At 66.3% G+C, this 21,257-nt stretch carries 17 protein-coding genes; 7 read left to right on the top strand and 10 right to left on the bottom strand.

The window, feature by feature from the left end:
• Positions 1-40 precede the first annotated feature (40 nt).
• From JMF82_RS04890 to JMF82_RS04880, 3 genes are all read right to left on the bottom strand, one after another.
• The gene (locus tag JMF82_RS04890) at positions 41-2,467 is read right to left on the bottom strand and encodes a TonB-dependent receptor (protein ID WP_201313413.1); all 2,427 of its coding nucleotides are present in this window, start codon (positions 2,465-2,467) and stop codon (positions 41-43) included.
• Positions 2,468-2,778: 311 nt separating this feature from the next.
• On the bottom strand, positions 2,779-5,271 hold the full coding sequence (locus JMF82_RS04885) for a glycoside hydrolase family 3 protein (RefSeq protein WP_236585295.1): 2,493 nt from the start codon (positions 5,269-5,271) through the stop codon (positions 2,779-2,781).
• Between the two features lie 130 nt (positions 5,272-5,401).
• A complete protein-coding gene (locus JMF82_RS04880) occupies positions 5,402-6,433 on the bottom strand; it encodes a LacI family DNA-binding transcriptional regulator (protein ID WP_201313466.1) in 1,032 nt (343 codons plus the stop codon).
• Between the two features lie 309 nt (positions 6,434-6,742).
• Between JMF82_RS04880 and JMF82_RS04875 the strand changes: the two genes are divergently transcribed.
• The 3 genes from JMF82_RS04875 to JMF82_RS04865 all read left to right on the top strand — a co-directional run bounded on the left by JMF82_RS04875 (position 6,743) and on the right by JMF82_RS04865 (position 9,301).
• The gene (locus JMF82_RS04875; RefSeq protein WP_201313411.1) at positions 6,743-7,459 is read left to right on the top strand and encodes an HAD family hydrolase; all 717 of its coding nucleotides are present in this window, start codon (positions 6,743-6,745) and stop codon (positions 7,457-7,459) included.
• Between the two features lie 13 nt (positions 7,460-7,472).
• Positions 7,473-8,297: an NAD-dependent protein deacetylase gene (locus JMF82_RS04870; RefSeq protein ID WP_255559925.1), complete on the top strand. Its 825-nt coding sequence runs from the start codon at positions 7,473-7,475 to the stop codon at positions 8,295-8,297.
• 83 nt (positions 8,298-8,380) lie between these two features.
• Complete coding sequence (locus tag JMF82_RS04865; RefSeq protein WP_201313410.1) at positions 8,381-9,301, top strand: CHAD domain-containing protein; 921 nt, start codon at positions 8,381-8,383, stop codon at positions 9,299-9,301.
• A gap of 4 nt (positions 9,302-9,305) precedes the next feature.
• Here JMF82_RS04865 and tadA read toward each other — a convergent pair whose 3' ends face one another.
• Positions 9,306-9,794, bottom strand: coding sequence for a tRNA adenosine(34) deaminase TadA (tadA, locus tag JMF82_RS04860; protein WP_201313409.1), 489 nt, complete (start codon positions 9,792-9,794; stop codon positions 9,306-9,308).
• Between the two features lie 154 nt (positions 9,795-9,948).
• Between tadA and JMF82_RS04855 the strand changes: the two genes are divergently transcribed.
• A complete protein-coding gene (locus JMF82_RS04855; RefSeq protein WP_201313408.1) occupies positions 9,949-11,154 on the top strand; it encodes an MFS transporter in 1,206 nt (401 codons plus the stop codon).
• Here the strand turns inward: JMF82_RS04855 and JMF82_RS04850 are convergent.
• Positions 11,151-12,062: a LysR family transcriptional regulator gene (locus JMF82_RS04850; RefSeq protein WP_201313407.1), complete on the bottom strand. Its 912-nt coding sequence runs from the start codon at positions 12,060-12,062 to the stop codon at positions 11,151-11,153. The two genes, JMF82_RS04855 and JMF82_RS04850, sit on opposite strands and share 4 nt — an antisense overlap.
• Before the next feature lie 116 nt (positions 12,063-12,178).
• Between JMF82_RS04850 and JMF82_RS04845 the strand changes: the two genes are divergently transcribed.
• Both JMF82_RS04845 and JMF82_RS04840 read left to right on the top strand, forming a co-directional pair.
• A complete protein-coding gene (locus tag JMF82_RS04845; RefSeq protein ID WP_201313406.1) occupies positions 12,179-13,069 on the top strand; it encodes an NmrA family NAD(P)-binding protein in 891 nt (296 codons plus the stop codon).
• Positions 13,066-13,776, top strand: a complete 711-nt coding sequence (locus tag JMF82_RS04840) for an SDR family NAD(P)-dependent oxidoreductase (RefSeq protein ID WP_201313405.1) — start codon at positions 13,066-13,068, stop codon at positions 13,774-13,776. The genes JMF82_RS04845 and JMF82_RS04840 overlap by 4 nt, the downstream gene beginning before the upstream one ends.
• Positions 13,777-13,792: 16 nt before the next feature.
• Here JMF82_RS04840 and JMF82_RS04835 read toward each other — a convergent pair whose 3' ends face one another.
• The 4 genes from JMF82_RS04835 to folD form a co-directional block, all read right to left on the bottom strand.
• On the bottom strand, positions 13,793-14,146 hold the full coding sequence (locus JMF82_RS04835) for a gamma-glutamylcyclotransferase family protein (RefSeq protein ID WP_201313464.1): 354 nt from the start codon (positions 14,144-14,146) through the stop codon (positions 13,793-13,795).
• A gap of 71 nt (positions 14,147-14,217) precedes the next feature.
• A complete protein-coding gene (gene guaA / locus JMF82_RS04830; protein ID WP_201313404.1) occupies positions 14,218-15,798 on the bottom strand; it encodes a glutamine-hydrolyzing GMP synthase in 1,581 nt (526 codons plus the stop codon).
• A 249-nt stretch (positions 15,799-16,047) separates the two neighbouring features.
• Positions 16,048-17,505 (bottom strand): IMP dehydrogenase, encoded by a 1,458-nt coding sequence (gene guaB, locus JMF82_RS04825; RefSeq protein ID WP_201313403.1) that lies wholly within the window; start codon positions 17,503-17,505, stop codon positions 16,048-16,050.
• Positions 17,506-17,747: 242 nt separating this feature from the next.
• On the bottom strand, positions 17,748-18,614 hold the full coding sequence (gene folD / locus JMF82_RS04820; protein ID WP_201313402.1) for a bifunctional methylenetetrahydrofolate dehydrogenase/methenyltetrahydrofolate cyclohydrolase FolD: 867 nt from the start codon (positions 18,612-18,614) through the stop codon (positions 17,748-17,750).
• Between the two features lie 64 nt (positions 18,615-18,678).
• Between folD and JMF82_RS04815 the strand changes: the two genes are divergently transcribed.
• A complete protein-coding gene (locus JMF82_RS04815) occupies positions 18,679-19,278 on the top strand; it encodes a GNAT family N-acetyltransferase (protein ID WP_201313401.1) in 600 nt (199 codons plus the stop codon).
• On the opposite strand, the gene moeB is transcribed toward JMF82_RS04815, so the two are convergent.
• Entirely contained in the window at positions 19,242-20,408 is a 1,167-nt protein-coding gene (gene moeB, locus JMF82_RS04810; RefSeq protein ID WP_201313400.1) for a molybdopterin-synthase adenylyltransferase MoeB, read from the bottom strand. The genes JMF82_RS04815 and moeB overlap by 37 nt on opposite strands.
• Positions 20,409-21,257: the final 849 nt, after the last annotated feature.

Raw genomic sequence — 21,257 nt, 5'->3', positions numbered from 1 at the left:
GTCGGCGGCGCCCCATCCACGGGCGCCGCCCATGACTGCATCAGAACCAGACGCCCAGTTGCACGCCGTACACGCGCGGCGGCAGGTACTGCGACACGTACTGGTACACGCCCGGCGAAAGCTGGAAGCGACCGGCGCTCGTGCGCACGCGACCATCGGTGAAGTTCTGCACGTACGCATTCACCCACCAGCGATCCTGCGGCTCGGTGTAGCGCAGCGACAGGTCGCCGCGGAAGTACGCCTTCTGCTTGTCGCCATCGCCCAGGTTGAACGTGCTCAGCCACTGGTCGGTCTGGTACTGGCCGCTGAAGCGCGGCGTCAGGCGGCCACCATTGCCCAGATGGAAGTCGTGCTCGTAGATCGCCGTGAGCGAGAACGTCGGCGCATGCGGCAGGTCGTTGCCCGTGATGTCCATGCAGCTGGCGATGCCCGACTGCGGCGCACAGGCCGGCAGGCCCTGGTAGTCGTTGCTGCCCGCATAGAGCAGCGTGCCGAGTTCCTTCTTCGGGATATACGAAAGCACGAAGTTGGCGCGGTCATCCTGCTGCTGGAAGGCGACTTCGGATTCGAAGCCGATGACCTTGGTGCTGCCGCCCACGTTGTTGAAGCCCAGGCCGCGGTTGCCGTCCGGATAGGTGATCGGCGCGGAGAGCTGGAAGTCCTTGAAGTCCTCGTAGTACAGCGCGCTGTTCCACGTCATGTGGCCATCGAGGAAGGCGAACTTCGCGCCGATTTCGTAGTTGGTCAGCTTCTCGGGCTTGTACAGCGTGCCGGCGTCCTGCGTACCGCCCGACTTGTAGCCGGTGGAGATGCTGCCGTACAACAGGCCGTTGTCGCTGACGTCGGTGTCGACGCGCGCCAGCCAGGTGACTTCATCATCGCTGTACTTCGCGTCGTTGTAGGTCGACACCGCGAAGCCGGTCGCCGCACCCGGAATCGTGCTCACCGCGATCGGCACCTGCGGCACGGTCGGGTCGTAGTCCCAGCCCCAGCCGCGGCCACCGATGTTCTTCTTCTCGTCGTCGGACCAGCGCAGGCCGCCGGTCAGGCGCCAGTGGTCGGACATGTGCCAGGTCGCCTGGCCGAACACCGCCTTCGAATCCACCGTTTCCTTCGGCTGGATGAAGGAGCCCTGCCACGACACCGAGCCGTACTGCGTGCCGTTCATGATCGGGATGTCGAAGCGGATGTTGTTGTCTTCGTAGCCGTAATACGCACCCACGATCCAGTCGAGCGTCTGCTGGCCCACCGAGCGCAGGTCGAACTCGTGGCTGTAGCTCTTGTAGTTGGAGTAGTTGGTGCGGTCGTTCTGGTTCGATGCGCCCGTGCTGAAGCTGGTGGGCACCTGCACGCCATTGTCCTGGTCGAACTGGCTCTTGCCCGAGAAGCGGTTGTAGCCGGCGACGTAACTGAACTGCATGCCGTCGTTGATGTTCCAATCCATGCGGCTGCGGAGCGTGCCCGAATTGCGATGCAGGTACGGCGCCGTGTCGATCAGCGCCGACCAGAAATCCTGGCCCTGGCGCGGCGTCTGCATCAGGCTCATGTCGGGCGTGCCGCGGTCGATGAAGTACTCGTACGACAGGTTCCACTTGAATGCTTCGTTCGGCTGCCACAATGCGCTCACGCGCGCAGCCGACTGGTCCTGCGCGTTGTACTTGTCACCGCCCTGCACGAACACGCCGGGGTCGATCGGCCGGAAGTTGGCGGCGGTGCCGCCACTCGCCAGATACGCCGCCTGCTGCTGGGCCACGGACGGCAACAGCGCGCCGGGGTTCTGGTAGTCCACGTAGCCGTCGTGCTGCTCGTGCACCACGGCCACGCGCATCGCGAACGTGTTGCTGATGGGCAGGTTCACCGCGGCGCGCGCGCCCATCTGGTTGTAGCTGCCCGCATCGATCTGGGCGTTGCCGTAGAAGCCGGCGTTGATGTCCGGCTTGGCCGTCTGGAAGCTGATCGCGCCTGCGGTGGAGTTGCGGCCCCACAGCGTGCCCTGCGGGCCGCGCAGCACTTCCACGCCATCCATGTCCAGCAGCAGGCCGGAGGCGGCTTCGGCGCGCGGCGCGTACACGCCATCGACGAAGGTGGCCACTTCCGGATCGGCGTATTCGGTCTTGGCGCTGTCGTTGCCGATGCCGCGCAGGGTCAGCGTCACGACGCCATGGTCACCCTGCGAGGTGCCCTGCAGGCCCGGAACCAGCTTGGTCAGGTCCTGCACCGTCATCACGCGCTCCTTGTCGAGCGTATCGGGCGTGATGGCACTGACGGCAACCGGAGTCTTCTGCAGCGGCGTTTCGCGCTTGGTCGCACTGACCTGGATCGCATCCAACTGCTTGACCTTCTTTTCGACCGGTACCGAGCCCTGTGACGGATCCTGGGACGTCGCATCCTGGTCGGCTGCCAGCACCACGCCCGGAGCGAGTACCAGCGACATGGCAACGTACAAGGCCGAGTAGCGCAGCTTCATTTAGCTTCCCCTCTCTTTGTTCGGAATAGTTTTGCGGCATCGCCCTCGACGTGCCGCGCTTGTCTTCCAATCCCCTGTGACAGCGCTGTCAGACTGCAATGACAGCGCTGTCATGGTTTGATCATAGAACGCTTTACCGGCAGATGCTTGCGGCACGGCAACAAACGCCGCAAGACATATAAATCGTTATTAATCAGTTGTTTATGCCACTAAATTTCTACCAGACCGGCCCCGCTTGATGCATGGCAAAGAAAGTGCCGATGTCCAGGACTCTTGAGACAGCGGCAGGGCCCGTGGCAACCCGCTCGCCTCTACTTGGCGCACTCCATGACCTGGTCGGCATCGGTGCCGAGCGCCGCACGGGAGATCGCCACATCCGCGCCCTTGCCGGCGCCCCAGGCAAACGGCTGCTCGATGTGATGCATGTCGGCACCGGCCTTGCGGAAGCATTTGAGCGGCACGCCGATGCGCACCCATTGCCCTGGCGCCAATCCGGCGAGCTGCGTGCCCAGCGCGACACGGCCCTCGCAACCCTTGCCGCAGCCCATGCCGATCCATGCATCCTTGCCCGGAAGTGCGTCGATGCGCAGCGTGACGATCAACAGCACGTCGCCATTGGTCTCGCGATCGAGATCCATCGGCGCGCGCGCACCGATGGCCAGTCGCGCGTCGCTCTTGTTCCATGCGAAGCGCCGCGCATCCTCCTGCGCCTTGTAATCGAGCGCCGTCATGCGCAAGGCGCCATCGCTGGTGGCGGCAGGCGAGACGTCGCCGGGTACGGCCGAACCATCGGCGCCAAACAGCGTGAAGGTGTATCCGTGTACCGGCTTGCCACGCTCGAGGTAGTTGCCGACGGGAATCTGCTCGCCACGGATGCCGGACACTTCCGGCAACGCGGGCAGCGCGGCATGGTCGCCGTAGGTCAGGCCATAACCCAGCGGAAACAGCGGCTCGCCCTGCCCCGATACCGCGCTGCGCGGCCACGGGAACGAGAGCTTGCCATGGAAATCGTGCGCGACCTTGCCGTCGCGGGTACGCAGCAGCACGTCCGCCACGCCGCCGCCTTCACTGCCAGGCAACCAGGCGGCCACGAATGCGTCGGCCGCATTGATCTCGCGATTCATCCACAACGGACGTCCGCTCAGGAACACCGCGACGACAGGCACGCCCTCGCCACGCAGACGGCGGATCAACTCGAGATCGTGATCATCGCCCGGGCGATACAGCAGGTTGGGAATGTCGCCCTGGAACTCCGCATAAGGGTCTTCTCCGAACACCACCACGGCCACGTCCGGCTTGCCGGCATGGTGGCCATCAGCGGCGATCTCCACGCTGCCGCCTGCCGCCTTCACCTGCTCCGCGATGCCAGCGCCGATCGACTGCGCACCGGGGAAGTTCGCGTTCTTCAGGCCCGCCCCCTGCCACGTCAGGGTCCAGCCGCCACTCTGCCGCGAGATATTGTCCGCGCCATCGCCGGCGACCAGGATGTGCTTGCGCGGATCGAGCGGCAGCAAGCCATGGTTGTTTTTCAGCAGCACCAGCGATTCGCGCACGGCGCGCCGGGCGATTGCTCGATGTGCCGGACTGCCCACGACTTCAGCCGACCTGGCAGCCAGGGGGTTCGACGAAGGCAGGCCCGCCTCGAACAGGCCCGCACGCAACTTCACGCGCAGGATGCGGGCCACCGCGTCATCCAGCCTGGCCATCGGAATCACGCCGGACTTCGCTTCGGCCAGCGTGTGTTCGTAGAGGCCACGCCAGCTGTCCGGCGCCATCAGCATGTCGACGCCGGCGTTGATCGATGCCGCGCAATCCTCGTTCGTGCAACCGGGCACCTGGCCATGGGCGTTCCAGTCACCGACCACGAAGCCCTGGAAATCCATGCGGCCCTTGAGCACGTCGGTAATCAGGGCCTTGTTGCCATGCATCTTCTGGCCGTTCCAGCTCGAGAACGACGCCATCACGCTCTGCACGCCCGCATCGATCGCCGGCGGATAACCGGCGGCATGCACCGTGCGCAACACTTGCTCGCTGACCTGCGCGTCGCCCTGGTCCTTGCCGTCTTTCGTGCCGCCATCGGCGAGAAAGTGCTTGGCCGAGGCAACCACATGCGAGCTGTCGAGAAACTGCGGCGTCCCGACCTTGCCCTGCAGGCCTTCAACCGTTGCGCCGGCATACTGCGCCACCAGTTTCGGATCCTGCGAATAGCCTTCGTAGGAGCGCCCCCAGCGTACGTCCTGCGGCACCGCCAGTGCGGGAGCGAACGTCCAGTTGATGCCGGTGGCGCGCACTTCTTCCGCCGTCGCCGCGCCGATCTCCCGCATCAACGCCGGATCGTGCGTGGCGCCCAGGGCGGAGTTCTGCGGAAACAGCGTCGCGCCGACCGCCCCGTTGTGGCCATGCACTGCGTCGATGCCGAACAACAGGGGGATCGCCACATGACCACCGCTGGTGTCCATCGCGGCACGGTGGAACGCATCGGCGAGCGCTATCCACTGCCCGGCATTGGCCACCAACTGGCCACCCGGCTTGGAATTGCCTCCCGCCAGGATCGAACCCAACCGGTACTTGCGCACATCGTCCGGGGTCACGCTGAGGATGTCCGCCTGAACCAGCTGGCCGACCTTCTCCTCCACCGTCATCTTGGCCAGCAACGCCGAGACGCGCTGCTCCAGCGCGGCGTCCCTGGGCAACGGCCAGGTGGCCTTGGCCCAGAGCGCCGGATGGACAGCGGTGTCACCGGCAGCCAGCGCACCGCCGGCCAGCCACGCCGCACAGGCCGTCGCCAGGACGGTCGAAGCCACACGCAAACCACGGCGGATCAAAGGCACAAATGCTCTCCCCAACGGACTTGTCGCGGCTCCCAAGGAGCCTCGGGAGCGGCAGCCTGACAGAAATGACAGCGCTGTCAATTCGCGGTGCAACAAGCAACCGCTAGTGCCCCGCCGGCGCATCCCGGCGCGGCCGCTCGGGCACCCTGCCCGTCGAGCCGCGCAGGCACAGCGCGAACTTGGCGTAGACCATGGCGCCCTCGCCGTCCCTGATGGTTCGCAGCAACTGGGTGGCGGCGATCCTCCCCATGTCCCGGCATGGCTGGTGGATCGTCGTGAGCGATGGCCAGATCTGCCGCGACATCGGCGTGTCGTCGAAGCCGCATACGGACAGGTCGCGCGGCACCGCCAGCCCTGCCTCGCTGGCAGCCCAGATGACTCCGGCAGCCATGTCGTCGTTCGCGGCAAAGATCGCGGTCGGCGGCGACGCCAGCGAGAGCATCGCTCGCGTCGCCACCACGCCGGAATCAAACGAGAAACGCCCCTGCATCACCAGGCGGTGGTCGTAGCGCAGCCCGCTCTGCTCCAAACCATCGCGATAGCCGTCCAAACGCCAGCTCGATGCGCCATGGTCCGGATGGCCAATGATGTGGCCGATGCGGCGATGGCCCAGCGAAGCCAGGTGCATGACCATCTCGCAAGCGGCACGCCGCTCATCCAGCACGACGCCCGCGCATTGGCGATCGCGGGGTGCAACGCAGGCAAAAGGAACGCCCCATTCCCGCAGGCATGCGAGCAGATCGGCGTGGTCGCTGATCGGTGGCGTGAGGATAAGACCGTCCAGCCGGCGCTCGGAAATCAGTTTCCCGACCTGCTCCACGAAGTGCGGGCTGGTGGCATCCAGCGGCTGGAGCATCATGCTGTAGCGCTGCGCATCGCACGCCTCGAGCACGCCATCCTGCACTTCCATCATGTAGCTCGGCGACGGGTTGTCGTAGAGCAGGGCCACCAGGAACGAACGATTCGCCGCAAGGCTGCGTGCCGAAGGATGCGGCCGGTAATCGAGCGACCTTACCGCCTCGAGGATGCGCTGGCGGGTGTCTTCCCGCACATTGCGTTCGTTGTTGAGCACTCGCGAAACAGTCTTGGGAGACACTCCCGCCACTTTCGCCACGTCTTCGATGCGTGCGCGCATAGTCACCTGAAGTCACGATCGGGGCGCCCCGGCGGATCCCTGTCGACACGCTCGGAAACATCGCCGCGTTGGCGGGAGGGGCGTCGTCATCCTAGCACCGGCTCCGGGCGCTGCTGGAAGCGCCGCCGGCGCGCAACGTCTTGCCCATTGCATTCGCCTGTTTTCGCCCCACATCTGGTTCCGCGCGCGTACGCGCGACTACTGTTGGTGTGCGGATCATGCCGCCAAGGGCTTTTTTTCTGGGAAAATGGCCAGGAGCAGCGCCGCAGCAACGGCGCGACGTACCGACTTCAGGCAGCAGGTGACGCAGTGATAAAGCTGGTGGGTTTCGATGGCGACGATACGCTGTGGCACAGCGAGGGCTTCTACCAGTCGGCGCACGATGCGTTCGAACAAGTGCTTGGCAACTACGTCGACCTCGCCAATCTCGGGCTTCGCGATCGCCTGCTCGCCACCGAGCGGCGCAATATCCGCCTGTTCGGCTACGGCGCCAAGGGCATGACCCTGTCGATGCTGGAAGCCGCCATCGACATCACCCAATCGCGCATCAGCGCGGCAGACCTCCATCGCATCATCGCGATCGGCAAGGAAGTATTGGCGCATCCGGTGGAACTGCTCCCCGGCATCCGCTCGGCGGTCGAAGCCGTCGCCAGGCACCACCATGTGGTGCTTGTCACCAAGGGCGACCTGTTCCACCAGGAGCAGAAAGTGGCCAGCAGCGGACTGGCCGATCTTTTCCATCGCATCGAGATCGTTTCCGAAAAGGACGAGCGCGCCTATCGCCGCGTGCTCGCGGAGTTCGATCTCGAACCGCGGCACTTCGCCATGGTCGGCAATTCACTGCGCTCGGACATCGCGCCCGTGGTCCAGCTCGGCGGGTGGGGCGTTTACATGCCTTACCACGTCACCTGGGCGCATGAAGCCGACACCGATTTCGTCGACCATACGGCGCATGTCGCCCAGGTCGATGGCCCGCACGGCATCGCCGCGGCCATCGAGGAGTTGCAGGCCCGTGCAGCCGCGTGAATCCACCACGGTGATCGATGCCGCTCTCGCGCGCGACCATCGGCGCCTGCGCGAATTCATCGCGATGCATCCGAAGCTGTTCGTGCTCACGGGCGCAGGATGCAGCACCGATTCGGGCATACCCGACTATCGCGATACGAACGGGGGCTGGAAGCGGCCGCAACCCGTCACCTACCAGGCCTTCATGGGTGACGTGCGTACCCGCCAGCGCTACTGGGCACGCAGCCTCGTGGGCTGGCGCCGCTTCGGTGCTGCCCGGCCGAACGACACGCACCATGCGCTCGCGCGACTGGAGCAGCGGGGCCACGCCCATGTGTTGCTTACGCAGAATGTCGATGGCTTGCACCAGGCCGCCGGCCATCGCAACGTGATCGACCTGCACGGCCGCCTCGATGAAGTGCGTTGCATGGCCTGCGCATACCGTCTTCCACGCGACGCCTTCCAGCAGCTGCTGGTTGCGCGCAATCCCCTGTGGGCATCGCTGGACGCGGGCGACGCCCCCGACGGCGACGCCGACCTGGACGCGAAGGATTTCTCCAGCTTCGACATACCGCCCTGCCCCGAATGCCATGGCGTGCTCAAGCCGGACGTCGTGTTTTTCGGCGAGAGCGTGCCGCGTGGTCGCGTTGACGCCGCCATCACGTCGCTGAACGAGGCGGACGGCGTGCTGGTGGTGGGCTCATCGTTGATGGTGTTTTCCGGGTACCGCTTCGTGGCCGCGGCAGCCCGCGAAGGCAAGCCGGTTGCCGCCGTCAACCTGGGGCGGACACGTGCCGACCCGCTGCTCACCCTCAAGATCGAACAACCTTGCGCCGCGGCGCTGGCCTTCATCGCCTGAGGCGAGCGGTGTGGCCAAGCGCCGCTCGCGCCGCATGACCATTTGATGCAAAGTAGACATCCCGGCCGGTCGGAAGCTTTTCCATGAGTGCCAGGCTACAGCATCGCGCGGCGTCACCACGCGCCCCATCGGGCCATGCCATGGTCAAGTCCACTGCCCCCTCGGCGTTCGAACGCATCCGGAAGAATCTGGACGGCTATTTCGCCAAGGCGCGGGATGCGCGCAAGCGATTGATCGACGGCCCCTACGACGCGAAGCTGCTTCACGCATGGCGCGTCAACCTGCGCCGGATCACCGCCACGCTGAAAGACGTGGCGCAGTTCTCCGACGACGATCTCGGCGACGTCCACGCCTATCTGCGCGAGTGCCGAGAGGCAACCGGTGAAACCCGCGATCTCGATATCCTGGCCGATGAAACCTTGCCGCATTTCGCGGACAAGCACGACAAGGACAAGGCCTCCATCGAGGCCGCCGCGAACGCATTGAAGGCCCGCCAGGCTGAAGCACACACGCTGGCCATAGCCGCGTTGAAGCAACACGATCTGGCCATGCCGATGCGTGCGTTGCGCCATTGGGAAGCAACGCTCGAGCCGCCCACCGACAACATGACGCGCAAGCTGGCTGCCACCTCCATCGAGAAGCACTACCGGCAGCTGGCCAAGCGCGCCGGCAAGCTCGACGGCGGACAGAAAACCCTGCATCGGCTGCGCACGTCGACCAAGAAGCTCCGCTACAGCATCGAGCTTTATGCGCACGTCTTCCCGAAGCAGGCCAGCGCTTCATGGCTCAAGCAACTTGCCGATCTGCAGAGCCACCTTGGGTTGGCGCATGATCGCCTGATGGGCCGCAAGCTCATCGCCACCGCGGCCGCCGACGATGCGAAAGCCCCGAAGCCATTCCGGCGATGGGCCAAGCGCACGGCCTACGAAGCATCGAAAGACGCCATGCAATCGCTGGCCAAGCTGGAGCATTTGCGCCACTACTGGCGCGCGCGGGCCAATTGACGCGCTATCGGCGGGCGCGAAAGAAATCGCGCAACATCACCGACGATTCGTCGGCCAGCAGGCCACCCTCGACCATGACGCGATGGTTGTGGCGATCCGACACCAGGGTATCGAACACGCTGCCTGCGGCACCGGTCTTGGGATCGGTGGCGCCGTAAACCACGCGACCGATACGTGCATGCACGAGCGCCATGGCGCACATGGCGCATGGCTCCAGCGTCACGTACAGCGTCGCGCCTGGCATGCGGTAATTGGCGAGTTTTTCGCCGGCTGCGCGCAACGCCATGATTTCCGCATGCGCGCTGGGATCATTGAGCGTGATGTTGCGGTTCCAGCCCAGGCCGATGATCTCGCCCTCCTGCACCAGCACGGCGCCCACCGGCACTTCGTTTTCGGCATCGCGCGCATGTCCGGCGAGCTGCAGCGCACGGCGCATGTAACGCTCGTCCTCTTCGGAAAAGGCCGGGGCCGAAAGCAGCATCTGGTCGGTCATCAAGAAAGTCAGGGCAGCGTACGCGAACCGTCATTCTAACGCTTATCCCCCGCGCTCCCCCGGTATGGCGGATCCGCGCTTTTCGAGGCCGTCCTCACGAACTGCCCACGCTTTCGGGAGCTGCCCGTGCCATGGCCCCGCCTAAGATGCCGGCATGGTTCCGCAAGGCATGCATGACGGCCATGGGAAACATGCGGCGCTGATCGTGGCCACCGGCCTGGCGGTGATGTTTGTCGCCGCCACGCTTCTTACGCCGCTCTACCCGCTCTATCGGCGAAGCTTCGGCTTCGGCGGGATTGCCCTCACGCTGGTGTATTCCATCTACGTGCTGGGCAATCTCGGCGCGCTGTTCTTTTTCGCCCGACTGTCCGACCAGGCCGGGCGCAGGTTTATCGTATGGCCGGCCGTAGGCATCGCCATCGCCAGCACGGCGGCCTTCGGCCTCGCCACCGGCATCGCCTGGCTGTTCGTGGGCCGCGCGCTCAGCGGGTTCGCCACGGGACTGGCTTCCAGCGCCATGGCCGCCTGGATCGCCGAGCTGCAACCGGAGGGCAAAAGCAACGCGGGCGCCGTGATGGCGAGCACGGCCAACTTCGCCGGACTCGCCGCGGGGCCGTGGCTCAGTGCGCTGGCCGCACAACTCGGGCTGCATCCGTTGCGGCTGCCGTTTGCGCTCTATGGCGTCGTGCTGTTGCTCATGGGCATCGCGCTTGGGCGCGTGCCGGAGACGGTGGCGCATCCGCAGCGGCGCCTTGCCGAGCTGTCGCTGCGCCCTCGCTTCGGCGTGCCCAAGAATATCCTCGCCGCCTTTGTCGCGCCGGCGGTGACGGCCTTCCTCACCTTTGCGCTGTTCGGCTTCTACGCCGCGCTGATTCCCGGCGTGCTGGCCGAGGCATTGAAGGATCCGCGGCCACTGGTCTCGGCGGCGGTGGTGTTCGTGCTTTTCATGGTGGCCGCACTGATGGTGGTGCTGGCGTGCCGCGTGCCCAGTCGCGCGGCGATGCTCTGGGGACTGGGGCTGTTCCCGCCCGGCGCGGCTTTGCTGGTGTTGTCCGAGCGGCTGCACGGCATGTCCCTGTTGTTGGCCGCCTCGGTGCTGGCCGGCGCGGCCGGATCGCTGGGGTATCGGGGGAGCCTGGCCGTGGTCAACCGGATCGCGCCGGCCGGACGCCGTGGCGAAATCGTGGCCACGTATCTGATCATGATGTTCTGCGGCAACTCGCTGCCGGTGATCGGCATCGGCCTGCTTGCGGCGAAAACCGGCGCACCCGCGGCGCACGTTGCCTTTGCTGGCCTGATCGCGGCGCTTGCCGTGATCGGGCTGCTGGTGGGTTGGCGATACGCGCCGCGCGACGGCTAGCGCGGCGCCGTGATGCCGATGACGAAGTCGAGGAAGGCGCGCACCTTGGCCGACGGATGGTGGCGCGAGGGATACAGGGCGTAGAGCGGAAAGCGCTCGTCGGGCCAATCGGGGAACAGCTCGACCAACTGGCCGCCGGCCACCAGCGGCCCGGCGGCCACCTCCATGACCTGGGCGATGCCGTAGCCCGCCACGCACGCCGCGTGCATGGTGCCGCCATCGTTGACGATCAGCCGCCCGGAAGTCTTCACCGCCAGCCGCCTGCGCTTGCGGTGAAACTCCCAGGAAAACGTGCGGCCCGTCGCCGGATCGCGGAACTCGATGCACACGTGCGTGCCGTTCTCCAGATCCTGCGGCCGCTCTGGCCGGCCATGCGCGCGCAGATACGCCGGCGAGGCCACGGTGAGAATGCGCGTGTCCAGCAGCTTGCGCGCCACCAGGCTCGAATCCGGCGGCTCGCCGAAACGGACGGCAAGGTCGAAGCCATCGGCCACGATGTCGCCCAACTGATCGCGCGTGGCCAGCTCCACTTCCAGTTGCGGGTAGGCCGCCATGAATTCGCCGACGCGCGGCGCCAGCACCAGCCGCGAGAACAACGGATCCACGTGGACGCGCAAACGCCCCCGCACGCTGGTGGCGCCCTGCGCCGCGTGGGCGGCGGCTTCTTCCAGCCCCGCCAGGAGGGGCAGCACCTGCGCGTGAAAGCGCCGGCCTTCGTCGGTGAGGCGAACCGAGCGCGTGGTGCGGTCGAACAGGCGGATGCCCAGACGGGCTTCCAGACGGGCGATGGCGCGGCTGACGCCAGGCGGCGACATGTCCAGTGCTTCGCTGGCCGCCGCGAAACTGCCGCCGTCGACCACCGCCGCGAACACCCTCATGCCGTTCAACATGCGCTCGTCGAAGGCCATGGATAAGTGCCCTTTTGTCACTTATGAATTGCCATTGATGTTATCGCGAAATGAATGGCGCCCTCCCAGAATCCTCATCCGAACGCGGCGTCGCCGCCTGGACGAGGATTTCGAACATGTATGCCGTGATGGGTGTCACCGGCCAGGTTGGCGGCCAGGTAGCGAATGAACTGCTGGCAGCGGGCCACGCCGTGCGCGCGATCCTGCGCGATCCGGCCAAGGCCGGCCGCTGGATCGAGCGCGGTTGCGAAGTGACGCTGGCGACCGCCGACGACGCGGCCGCGCTGGCCACCGCCTTCGCGGGCGCCGACGGCGTGTTCCTGATGATTCCGCCCGACTACGACCCCGCGCCTGGCTTTCCCAGCATCCGCAAGATCATCGACGCCGTGCGCCATGCCGTGGCAGGCGGGCGACCGCGCAAGCTGGTGTTCCTGTCCACCGTGGGCGCGCACGTGGACGTGTTCTCCTTGCTCAACAACTCGCGCATGGTCGAATCCGCCCTGCGCGAGCTGCCGATGCCCACCGCCTTCGTGCGCGCCGGCTGGTTCATGGAAAACGCCGCCTGGGATGTCGCCGCCGCCCGCTCCGGCCTGATTCCCAGCTTCCTGCAGCCGCTGGACCACCCGGTGCCCATGGTCGCCACCGCCGACATCGCCCGCGCCGTCGCCACGGCGCTGGCCGAAGACTGGCAAGGCCACCGCGTGATCGAGCTGGAGGGCCCGCGCCGCTACAGCGCGCTGGACATCGCCAACGGCTTTGCCGCCGTGTTGGGGCACCCCGTACGCACGGAGCCCGTGCCCCGCGAGACCTGGGAACACCTGTTCCACACGCAGGGCATGCAAAACCCTGAACCCCGCATGCGTATGCTCGACGGCTTCAACGAAGGCTGGATCGATTTCGAACACGGCCAGGCCGGCTCGCTCAAGGCCGAAACCACGCTGGAAACCGTGCTGCGCAGCCTGGTCGAACGATCCGCCCGAGCGGCATCCACGAGAGGCAACCCATGACATCGAACGAACAACAGAAACAGCAGACGGCGCTCATCGTGGGCGCCTCGCGCGGACTGGGCCTCGCGCTGGTGGAGGAGTACCTCAAGCGCGGATGGCGCGTCGTCGGTACCGTGCGCGGCCAGGCGCGCACGCCGCTGCACGATCTGGAGGCATCCGCCGGCGACCGGTTGCTGATCGAGCAGCTGGACATCGACGTACCCGAACAGATCGCCGCGTTGCGCGAACGCCTGCAAGGCGTGCCACTGGACGTGCTGTTCGTGAATGCCGGCATCGCGCTGGATTCGGACAAGCCCATCGGCGAACTGGGCACCGACGCTTTCGTCCGCATGATGGTGACCAATGCGCTCAGCCCCATGCGCGTCATCGAGACGCTGGACACGCTGGTGGCCCCTGGCGGCGTGATCGCCGCCATGTCCTCCGGCCTGGCCAGCGTGGGCAACAACACCGACGGCGGCTGGGAGGGCTACCGCGCCAGCAAGGCCGCGCTCAACACGCTGATGCGCAGCTACGCGGCCCGCCAGCCGGTGTCCACGCGCACCCTGCTGCTGATCGCACCCGGCTGGGTGCGCACCGACATGGGTGGCCCGGACGCGACGCTGGATATCAGCGAAAGCATTCCGCGGGTGGTCGACGTGGTGACCTCGCAGACCGGCTGCAGCGGCCTGCAGTACCTCAACCGGCTCGGGGAGACCGTGCCGTGGTGACGCAAGCGCGTGCCGCTCAGGCCTGGACGTAGACCCAGGCCTCCCTGCCGGACTTCAGGCGCACCGCGACGCGCCGATAGTCCGAGACCTCATACCGGTCAGCCGCGGCCAACTCGGCGATGCTCACACGGAACACCTTGCCGGGGACTTCGTCCGCCGGGTCGCCACTGGGGGCGACGATCGGGTGGAACCGCTCGCCACTCTGGCGAAGGACCGCCGGGTCGGTGATTTCCACCAGGGTCGGGCGGTAGCCCGGTATGGCGTCGTCTTCACCCTCCAGCAATCGGCCGAAGGACTCGAGTTGCACGCGCTCGAGCTGCAGCGTTCCGTAGGAGAACAACAGCTCGCATGGCGCGTCCGGCGGCAGCATCACGAATCCTTCCTTTTCAATGCATTACGACACGTTCTTGATGCTGACTGGGCAGCTGTCGTCCGCCAGGCTCACTCCCACTCGATGGTGGCGGGCGGCTTGCCGCTTATGTCATAAACGACACGAGAAACGCCACGCAATTCATTGATAATTCTATTTGAAACCTTGCCAAGGAAGTCGTACGGCAAATGCGCCCAATGCGCGGTCATGAAGTCGATGGTCTCGACCGCCCGCAGCGCGATCACCCACTCGTAGGCGCGCGCGTCACCCACCACGCCCACCGACTTCACCGGCAGGAAGACGGCGAACGCCTGGCTGGTCTTGTCGTACAGGTCCCAGGCGCGCAGCTCTTCGATGAAGATGGCGTCGGCACGGGCCAGCAGCTCGGCGTATTCCGGCTTCACCTCGCCCAGGATACGTACGCCCAGGCCCGGACCCGGGAACGGATGGCGGTAGACCATGGCGCGCGGCAGGCCGAGTTCCACGCCGATGCGGCGCACCTCGTCCTTGAACAGCTCGCGCAGCGGCTCCACCAGCTTGAGCTTCATGTGCTCGGGCAGGCCGCCCACGTTGTGGTGGCTCTTGATCACGTGCGCCTTGCCGGTCTTGCTGCCGGCCGACTCGATCACGTCGGGGTAGATGGTGCCTTGCGCCAGCCACTTCACCTGGCCGTGGCCGGCCTGGGTGACCTTGGCCGATTCCTCATCGAAGATCTCCACGAACAGGCGGCCGATGATCTTGCGCTTGGCCTCCGGGTCGGCTACGCCCTCCAGGGCCTTGAAGTAGCGCTCGGCGGCGTTCACGCGGATCACCTTCACGCCCATGTGCTCGGCCATGGTGGCCATCACCTGATCGCCTTCCTGCCAGCGCAGCAGGCCGGTATCGACGAACACGCAGGTCAGCTGGTCGCCGATGGCCCGGTGCAACAGGGCGGCCACCACCGAGGAATCCACGCCACCGGAGAGTCCCAGCAGCACATGATCGCCGCCCACCTGCTCGCGTACGCGGGCGATTTGGTCTTCGATGATGTGCGCGGCGGTCCACAGCGTCTGGCAGCCGCAGATGTCCGTGACGAAACGCTTGAGCAGGTTGGTGCCCTGCTTGGTGTGGGTCACTTCCGGATGGAACTGCACGCCGTACCAGCGCTTGTCCTCGTTCTCCATCACCGCAACCGGGATGCGGTCGGTGGTGCCGGTGATGACGAAGCCCGGCGGCGCCTTGGCGACGTGGTCGCCGTGGCTCATCCACACGTCCAGGCGGTGCATGCTGTCGTGGTCGCTGAGGTCCGCGAACAGGCGGCTCTTGGCGACGATGTCCACTTCCGCATGGCCGAACTCGCGCGCATCGGCGGCCTCGGTGGCGCCGCCCAGCTGCGCGGCCAGGGTCTGCATGCCGTAGCAGATGCCGAGGATCGGCAGGCCCGCGTCGAACACTTCCTGCGGCGCCTTGGGCGCGCCCGGCAACGTGGTCGATTCCGGACCGCCGGACAGGATGATGCCCTTGGGCTTGAACGCGGCGATCTCGGCCGGGTCGTGGTCCCACGCCCAGATCTCGCAGTACACGCCGATCTCGCGGACGCGACGGGCGATCAGCTGGGTGTACTGCGCGCCGAAGTCGAGTATGAGGATTTTGTCGCTATGGATATCGGTCATGGCGGCGAATGTCAGAGTTCGAAAATGAGAAAGGTCGGAACGTCGTAACGCCCCGACCTGCGAATGCATTCATGACCGTCATCCCGGCGAAGGCCGGGATCCAGCGACTTTTCTCGCAGCGCAGAAGGCGCTGGATTCCAGCTTGACCAGCTTCGCTGTTTTGAAGCTTCTCGCTGAAATGACGACCCAACATGGACATGATGCTGCGAGACGTGTGGGACAGCGCTCGCAGCATTCTTGCTTCCGGCCTCAGGAATTCAGCCGATAGTTCGGCGCTTCCTTCGTGATCTGGATGTCGTGCGGATGCGCTTCGGTCACGCCGGCGCTGGTCACCTTCACGAACTGCGCCTTCTGGCGCACGTCCTCGACGGTGGCGGCGCCCAGGTAGCCCATCGAAGCGCGCAGGCCGCCGATCAGCTGGTGGATGATGTTGCGCAGCGGACCACGGTACGGCACGCGACCCTCGATGCCTTCCGGCACCAGCTTGTCGGCGTCGGCCTCGTCCTGGAAGTAGCGATCCTTGGAGCCCAGCGCCATCGCGCCCAGCGAACCCATGCCGCGATAGCTCTTGTAGGAGCGGCCCTGGAACAGCTCGACCTCGCCCGGGGATTCTTCGGTGCCGGCAAACATCGAACCCAGCATCACGGTGGACGCACCGGCGGCCAGCGCCTTGGGGATGTCGCCCGAGTAGCGGATGCCGCCATCGGCGATCAGCGGGATCTCGTCCTTCAGCGCGGTGGCGACCAGGTCGATGGCGGTGATCTGCGGCACGCCCACGCCGGCGACGACGCGCGTGGTGCAGATCGAGCCCGGGCCCACGCCGACCTTCACGGCATCGACGCCCGCGTGCAGCAGCGCGCGCGCCGCTTCGCCGGTGACGATGTTGCCCGCGATGACTTCGACGTGCGGGTAGTTCTTCTTCACCCAGCCGGCGCGCTCGATCACGCCCTGCGAATGACCATGCGCGGTGTCCACCACGATCACGTCGACGCCGGCTTCGACCAGCGCTTCCACGCGCTGCTCGGTATCGCCACCCACGCCCACCGCGGCGCCGACGACCAGGCGCTCATGGCGATCCTTGGCGGCGTTCGGGTTGTCGCGGGCCTTCTGGATGTCCTTGACGGTGATCAGGCCGCGCAGCTGGTAGTCGTCGTTGACGACCAGCACCTTCTCGATGCGGTGCTTGTGCAGCAGCTGCAGCACTTCGTCCTGGTCGGCGCCTTCGCGCACGGTCACGAGCTTGTCCTGGCGCGTCATGATGTTGCGCACCGGATCGTCGTGCTTGCGCTCGAAACGCAGGTCGCGGCTGGTGACGATGCCGACCAGCTTCTCGCCTTCCACCACCGGCACGCCGGAAATGTTGGCGGCGCGGGTGAGCTGCAGCACTTCGCGGATCGAGGTGTTCGGACCGACGGTGATCGGGCTGCGGATGACACCCGCCTCGAACTTCTTCACCAGGCGCACTTCGGCGGCCTGCTGCTCGGCGGTCATGTTCTTGTGGATGATGCCGATGCCGCCCTGCTGGGCCATGGTGATGGCGAGGCGGGCTTCGGTCACCGTGTCCATGGCGGCGGACACGATGGGAATGTTCAGGCGCAGGTTTCGGGTAAGCCGCGTGGAAGTGTCTACATCACGCGGAAGGACGGCCGAATGAGCCGGAACTAGATAAACGTCGTCGTAGGTGAGAGCCTCGGCGAGGATGCGCATGCGAAAAGTCCCGCTGCAAAGAGGAGATTATACGCGGAAGCCGAAGAGCCCGCTACTGATCGCATGAACGAAAGGGTTATCCCAGCGCTTCCTTCGCGGGAGCGCACCCTGTGCGCGACAGCAACATCGCGGGAAATTCGGGCTTTCCGGGGCCTGCACAGGCACCCTCTTTGAAGGCAATCGATCCGCCCGGTCGCGCACAGGGTGCGCTCCTACAACCGGCAGTCGGACCTGCCGTCGACTCAGCCCCGGCGCTCCACATCCCGCGCCTCGGCCGCCTCCAGCGTGTTCTCCAGCAGCGTCGCGACCGTCATCGGACCGACACCGCCCGGCACCGGTGTAATCCAGCTGGCACGCTCCGCCGCCGCGGCGAAATCCACGTCGCCCACCAGGCGGCCATCTTCCAGGCGGTTGATGCCGACGTCGATCACCACGGCGCCCGGCTTGATCCACTCGCCCTTGACCAGGCCCGGCCTGCCCACGGCGACGATGACGATGTCGGCCTGGCGGATGAAGCTCTCGAGATCGCGGGTGAACTTGTGGCAGCACGTGGTGGTGCAGCCGGCGATCAGCAATTCCAGCGCGAGCGGGCGACCGACATGATTGGAGACGCCCACCACGACGGCGTGCTGCCCACGCACCGGACGATCGGTGTGCCCGAGCAAGGTCATCACGCCGCGCGGCGTGCAGGGACGCAGGCCGAATCGGCGCAAGGCGAGGCGCCCCACATTCACCGCCTGGAAGCCGTCCACGTCCTTGCCCGGGTCGATGCGATCGACCAGCGCGTCCTCATCGATGTGATCGGGCAGCGGCGACTGCACCAGGATGCCGTGCACGCTCGGATCGGCGTTGAGCTTGTCGATCAACGCGATCAGCTCTTCCTGCGTGGTGCTCGACGGCAGGTCGAAATCGAAGGAGCGGAATCCGACCTGGTGGCAGGCCTTGCGCTTGTTGCGCACATAGACCGACGACGCGGCGTCATCGCCGACCAGCACCACGGCCAGGCCCGGCTCCGCGAAGCCTTTGCCCTTGCGCTCGGCGACGCGGCGCTCGATCCGCTCCATCAGTTCCTGCGCAATGCGTTTGCCGTCGAGGATGCGTGCGGTCATGGTCGGGCCTGGCTGCAAAGAGACGTATTATCCCGGCTACCCCCGGCGCGTACAAACCGAACGCATGAACGACCCGACCAAGCTGGCCGCCTCCCTGCAACTGACGGCCCCCGGCCTGCGGCTTAGCCTGTGGCAGCCATCGCATGCCGAGGCGTTGTACGAGGCCGTCCGCGAGTCCATCCCGACGGTCGGGCGCTGGCTTCCGTGGTGCCATGCGGGTTACCTGCGTGAGGATGCGGCCGGTTGGATCGAACGCTGCCGGTCAGGCGCGGAAGGCGGCGAGCCTTGTGCCTTCGGCGTATTCGACGACAACGGCTTGCTGCTGGGTGGCGTCGGCCTCAACCGGTTCGACCGCCAGCACCGCAGTGCCAACCTGGGCTACTGGGTACGCACGCAGGCACAAGGCCGGGGCGTGGCAGCACGGGCGGCGCGACGCCTGGCGGCGTTCGGCTTCGACACGCTGGGACTCTGCCGCATCGAAATCGTCGCGGCGATGGGAAACCTGGCGAGTCGACGGTGCGCGGAAAAGACCGGCGCACGATTCGAGGGCATCGCCCGCCATCGACTGACGGTCGGTGGCGAGCCCGTGGATGCCGCCGTCTACGGTCTGTTGCCGGTCGACCTCGATCAGCCGGCGGATGCGCAGAGTTCGGCGATGTCCTGATAACCGCCGAACAAAACATGCGGGCCGCAACCCGGACAACCGGGGTCACGCGGCAAGCGCGTTTCACGGAAACGCATCGCCAGGGCATCGAATCCGAGCAGGCGGCCTACCAGCGGCTCACCGATACCGAGGATCAGCTTCAACGCCTCGGTCGCCTGCAGCAGGCCCACGATGCCAGGCAACACGCCCAGCACGCCGGCTTCGCTGCAGTTCGGAGCCTCCGCCGCCGAAGGCGGCTCGGGGAACAGGCAGCGGTAGCACGGCGAATCGGTACGCCGTGGGTCGAACACGCTGACGTGCCCCGTAAAGCGCTCGACCGCGCCATAGATCATCGGCAGCTGCAGCCGCCGGGACGCCGCGGCCACCAGGTAACGCGCGGGAAAGTTGTCCGCACCATCGATCACCAGATCATGGCCGGCCAGCAGGCGTTCGACGTTGTCAGCCTGCAGGCGTTCGTTGCGGATCTCCACCTGCACGCGCGGATTGAGCGCCGCCAGGGTGATCCGGGCGGATTCGGTCTTGTACATGCCCACGCGCGCGTCAGCGTGGATGACCTGGCGATGGAGGTTGGAACGCTCGACGCGATCGTCATCGATCAACGTAAGCTGGCCCACGCCCGCCGCCGCCAGGTACAGCGCCGCAGGAGCACCAAGTCCACCCGCCCCCAACAAGGCGATACGCGCCGACGCAAGCCTCGCCTGCCCCGCCTCACCGACCTGTGGCAACTGGAGCTGACGCGCATAGCGCTCGGCCGCGTCGCCATCCAGCGCGCCGGCGGCCACCGGCAAACCCTCCGCCTTCCAGCGCTGGAAGCCGCCCGCCACCGAAGCCACCTGGCGATAGCCCATGCGCTGCAGCGCCTCGGAGGCAAGCAGCGAACGCTGTCCGCTGCCGCACAACACGACGATCGGCCGCTGCCGATCGGCTTCGACCTGCTCGATGCGAAGCTCGAGGAAGCCGCGTGACAACCCAACCGCACCCACCGGCGTGCCGCTGGCGCGCTCGCCGTCCTCACGCACATCGATCAGCAGGCCACCCTGCGCCTGCCGCGCCAGCGCATCGGCGGGAGAAATCTCTGGAATGCTGGCGCGGAGCGTATCCAGCCAGCTGTCGCGATTGAGGCTCGTCATCGAGCTAGCTTACGGCGGACCGGGCAGGCACTCCAAATCCCACAGGCGCCCTCGCCCCCTTTAGGAGCGCACCCCGTGCGCGATGGGCCTTGCAGGAAGACCCGACCTGACGGTGCCCCAGCCGCAGGCGAAGAACGATTCGAACGGTGACCTTCCGCTCTGCGGTCGCGCACAGGGTGCGCTCCCACAACGAACGAACGGCGCCTATGATCGTCTCGACGCGATGTGCCGCGCAGTGGCACGAGCCTTCATCCATCCCCTGTGTGGCGGTGAGGGGTGCTCTTTTCTTTTGGTCACTTTTCTTTACTCCGGGCATCCTGCCCTTCACCCTTCCTCGCTCTTCAAAGCGGCGCCATCCATGGCGTCTCCCCGCGTACGGGCCGGCTTCGTCGTTCGCACGCTCCTGTGCGTGCGTGAGCAAGCAAAGAAAAGTGACCCGGCCTTCCCACGGGGACTAGCTTCGCGTCGCCGGCAGGAGGACGGAGGCCCGCCGCCCCACAGGGACTCCTTTCGGTCGCAAGCGAGCCCCATCGCACAAACCCGGCAACGACCGCATCAGAAATCTTCATGCACCGAAACGACGAACATGCAGACCGGCGCGAAAGGCGGTCGCGCACTGGGTGCGCTCCTACAGGGAGAGAGGTTGTCGCTCGCGATGTGCCGCGCAGCGGCACGAGCCTTCAACCCTCCCATGTGTGGCGGTGAGGGGTGGTCGATCAGGCCCCGCAGGGGTGCCCGACAGGACATCGGGCACTTTTCGACCGGGCAGGAGCCCGGTCGAAAAGCCCGGCCGCCCCTCACGGACTGGCTGGGCGAAGCCCAGACAGCGCCACGCGGGGTGCCCTTCTC

The sequence above is a fragment of the Dyella sp. EPa41 genome (assembly GCF_016586165.1).
Lineage (GTDB): Bacteria > Pseudomonadota > Gammaproteobacteria > Xanthomonadales > Rhodanobacteraceae > Dyella.
The sequence above is the reverse complement of the archived record's forward strand: the minus strand, read 5'-3'. Positions and strand labels throughout refer to the sequence as shown.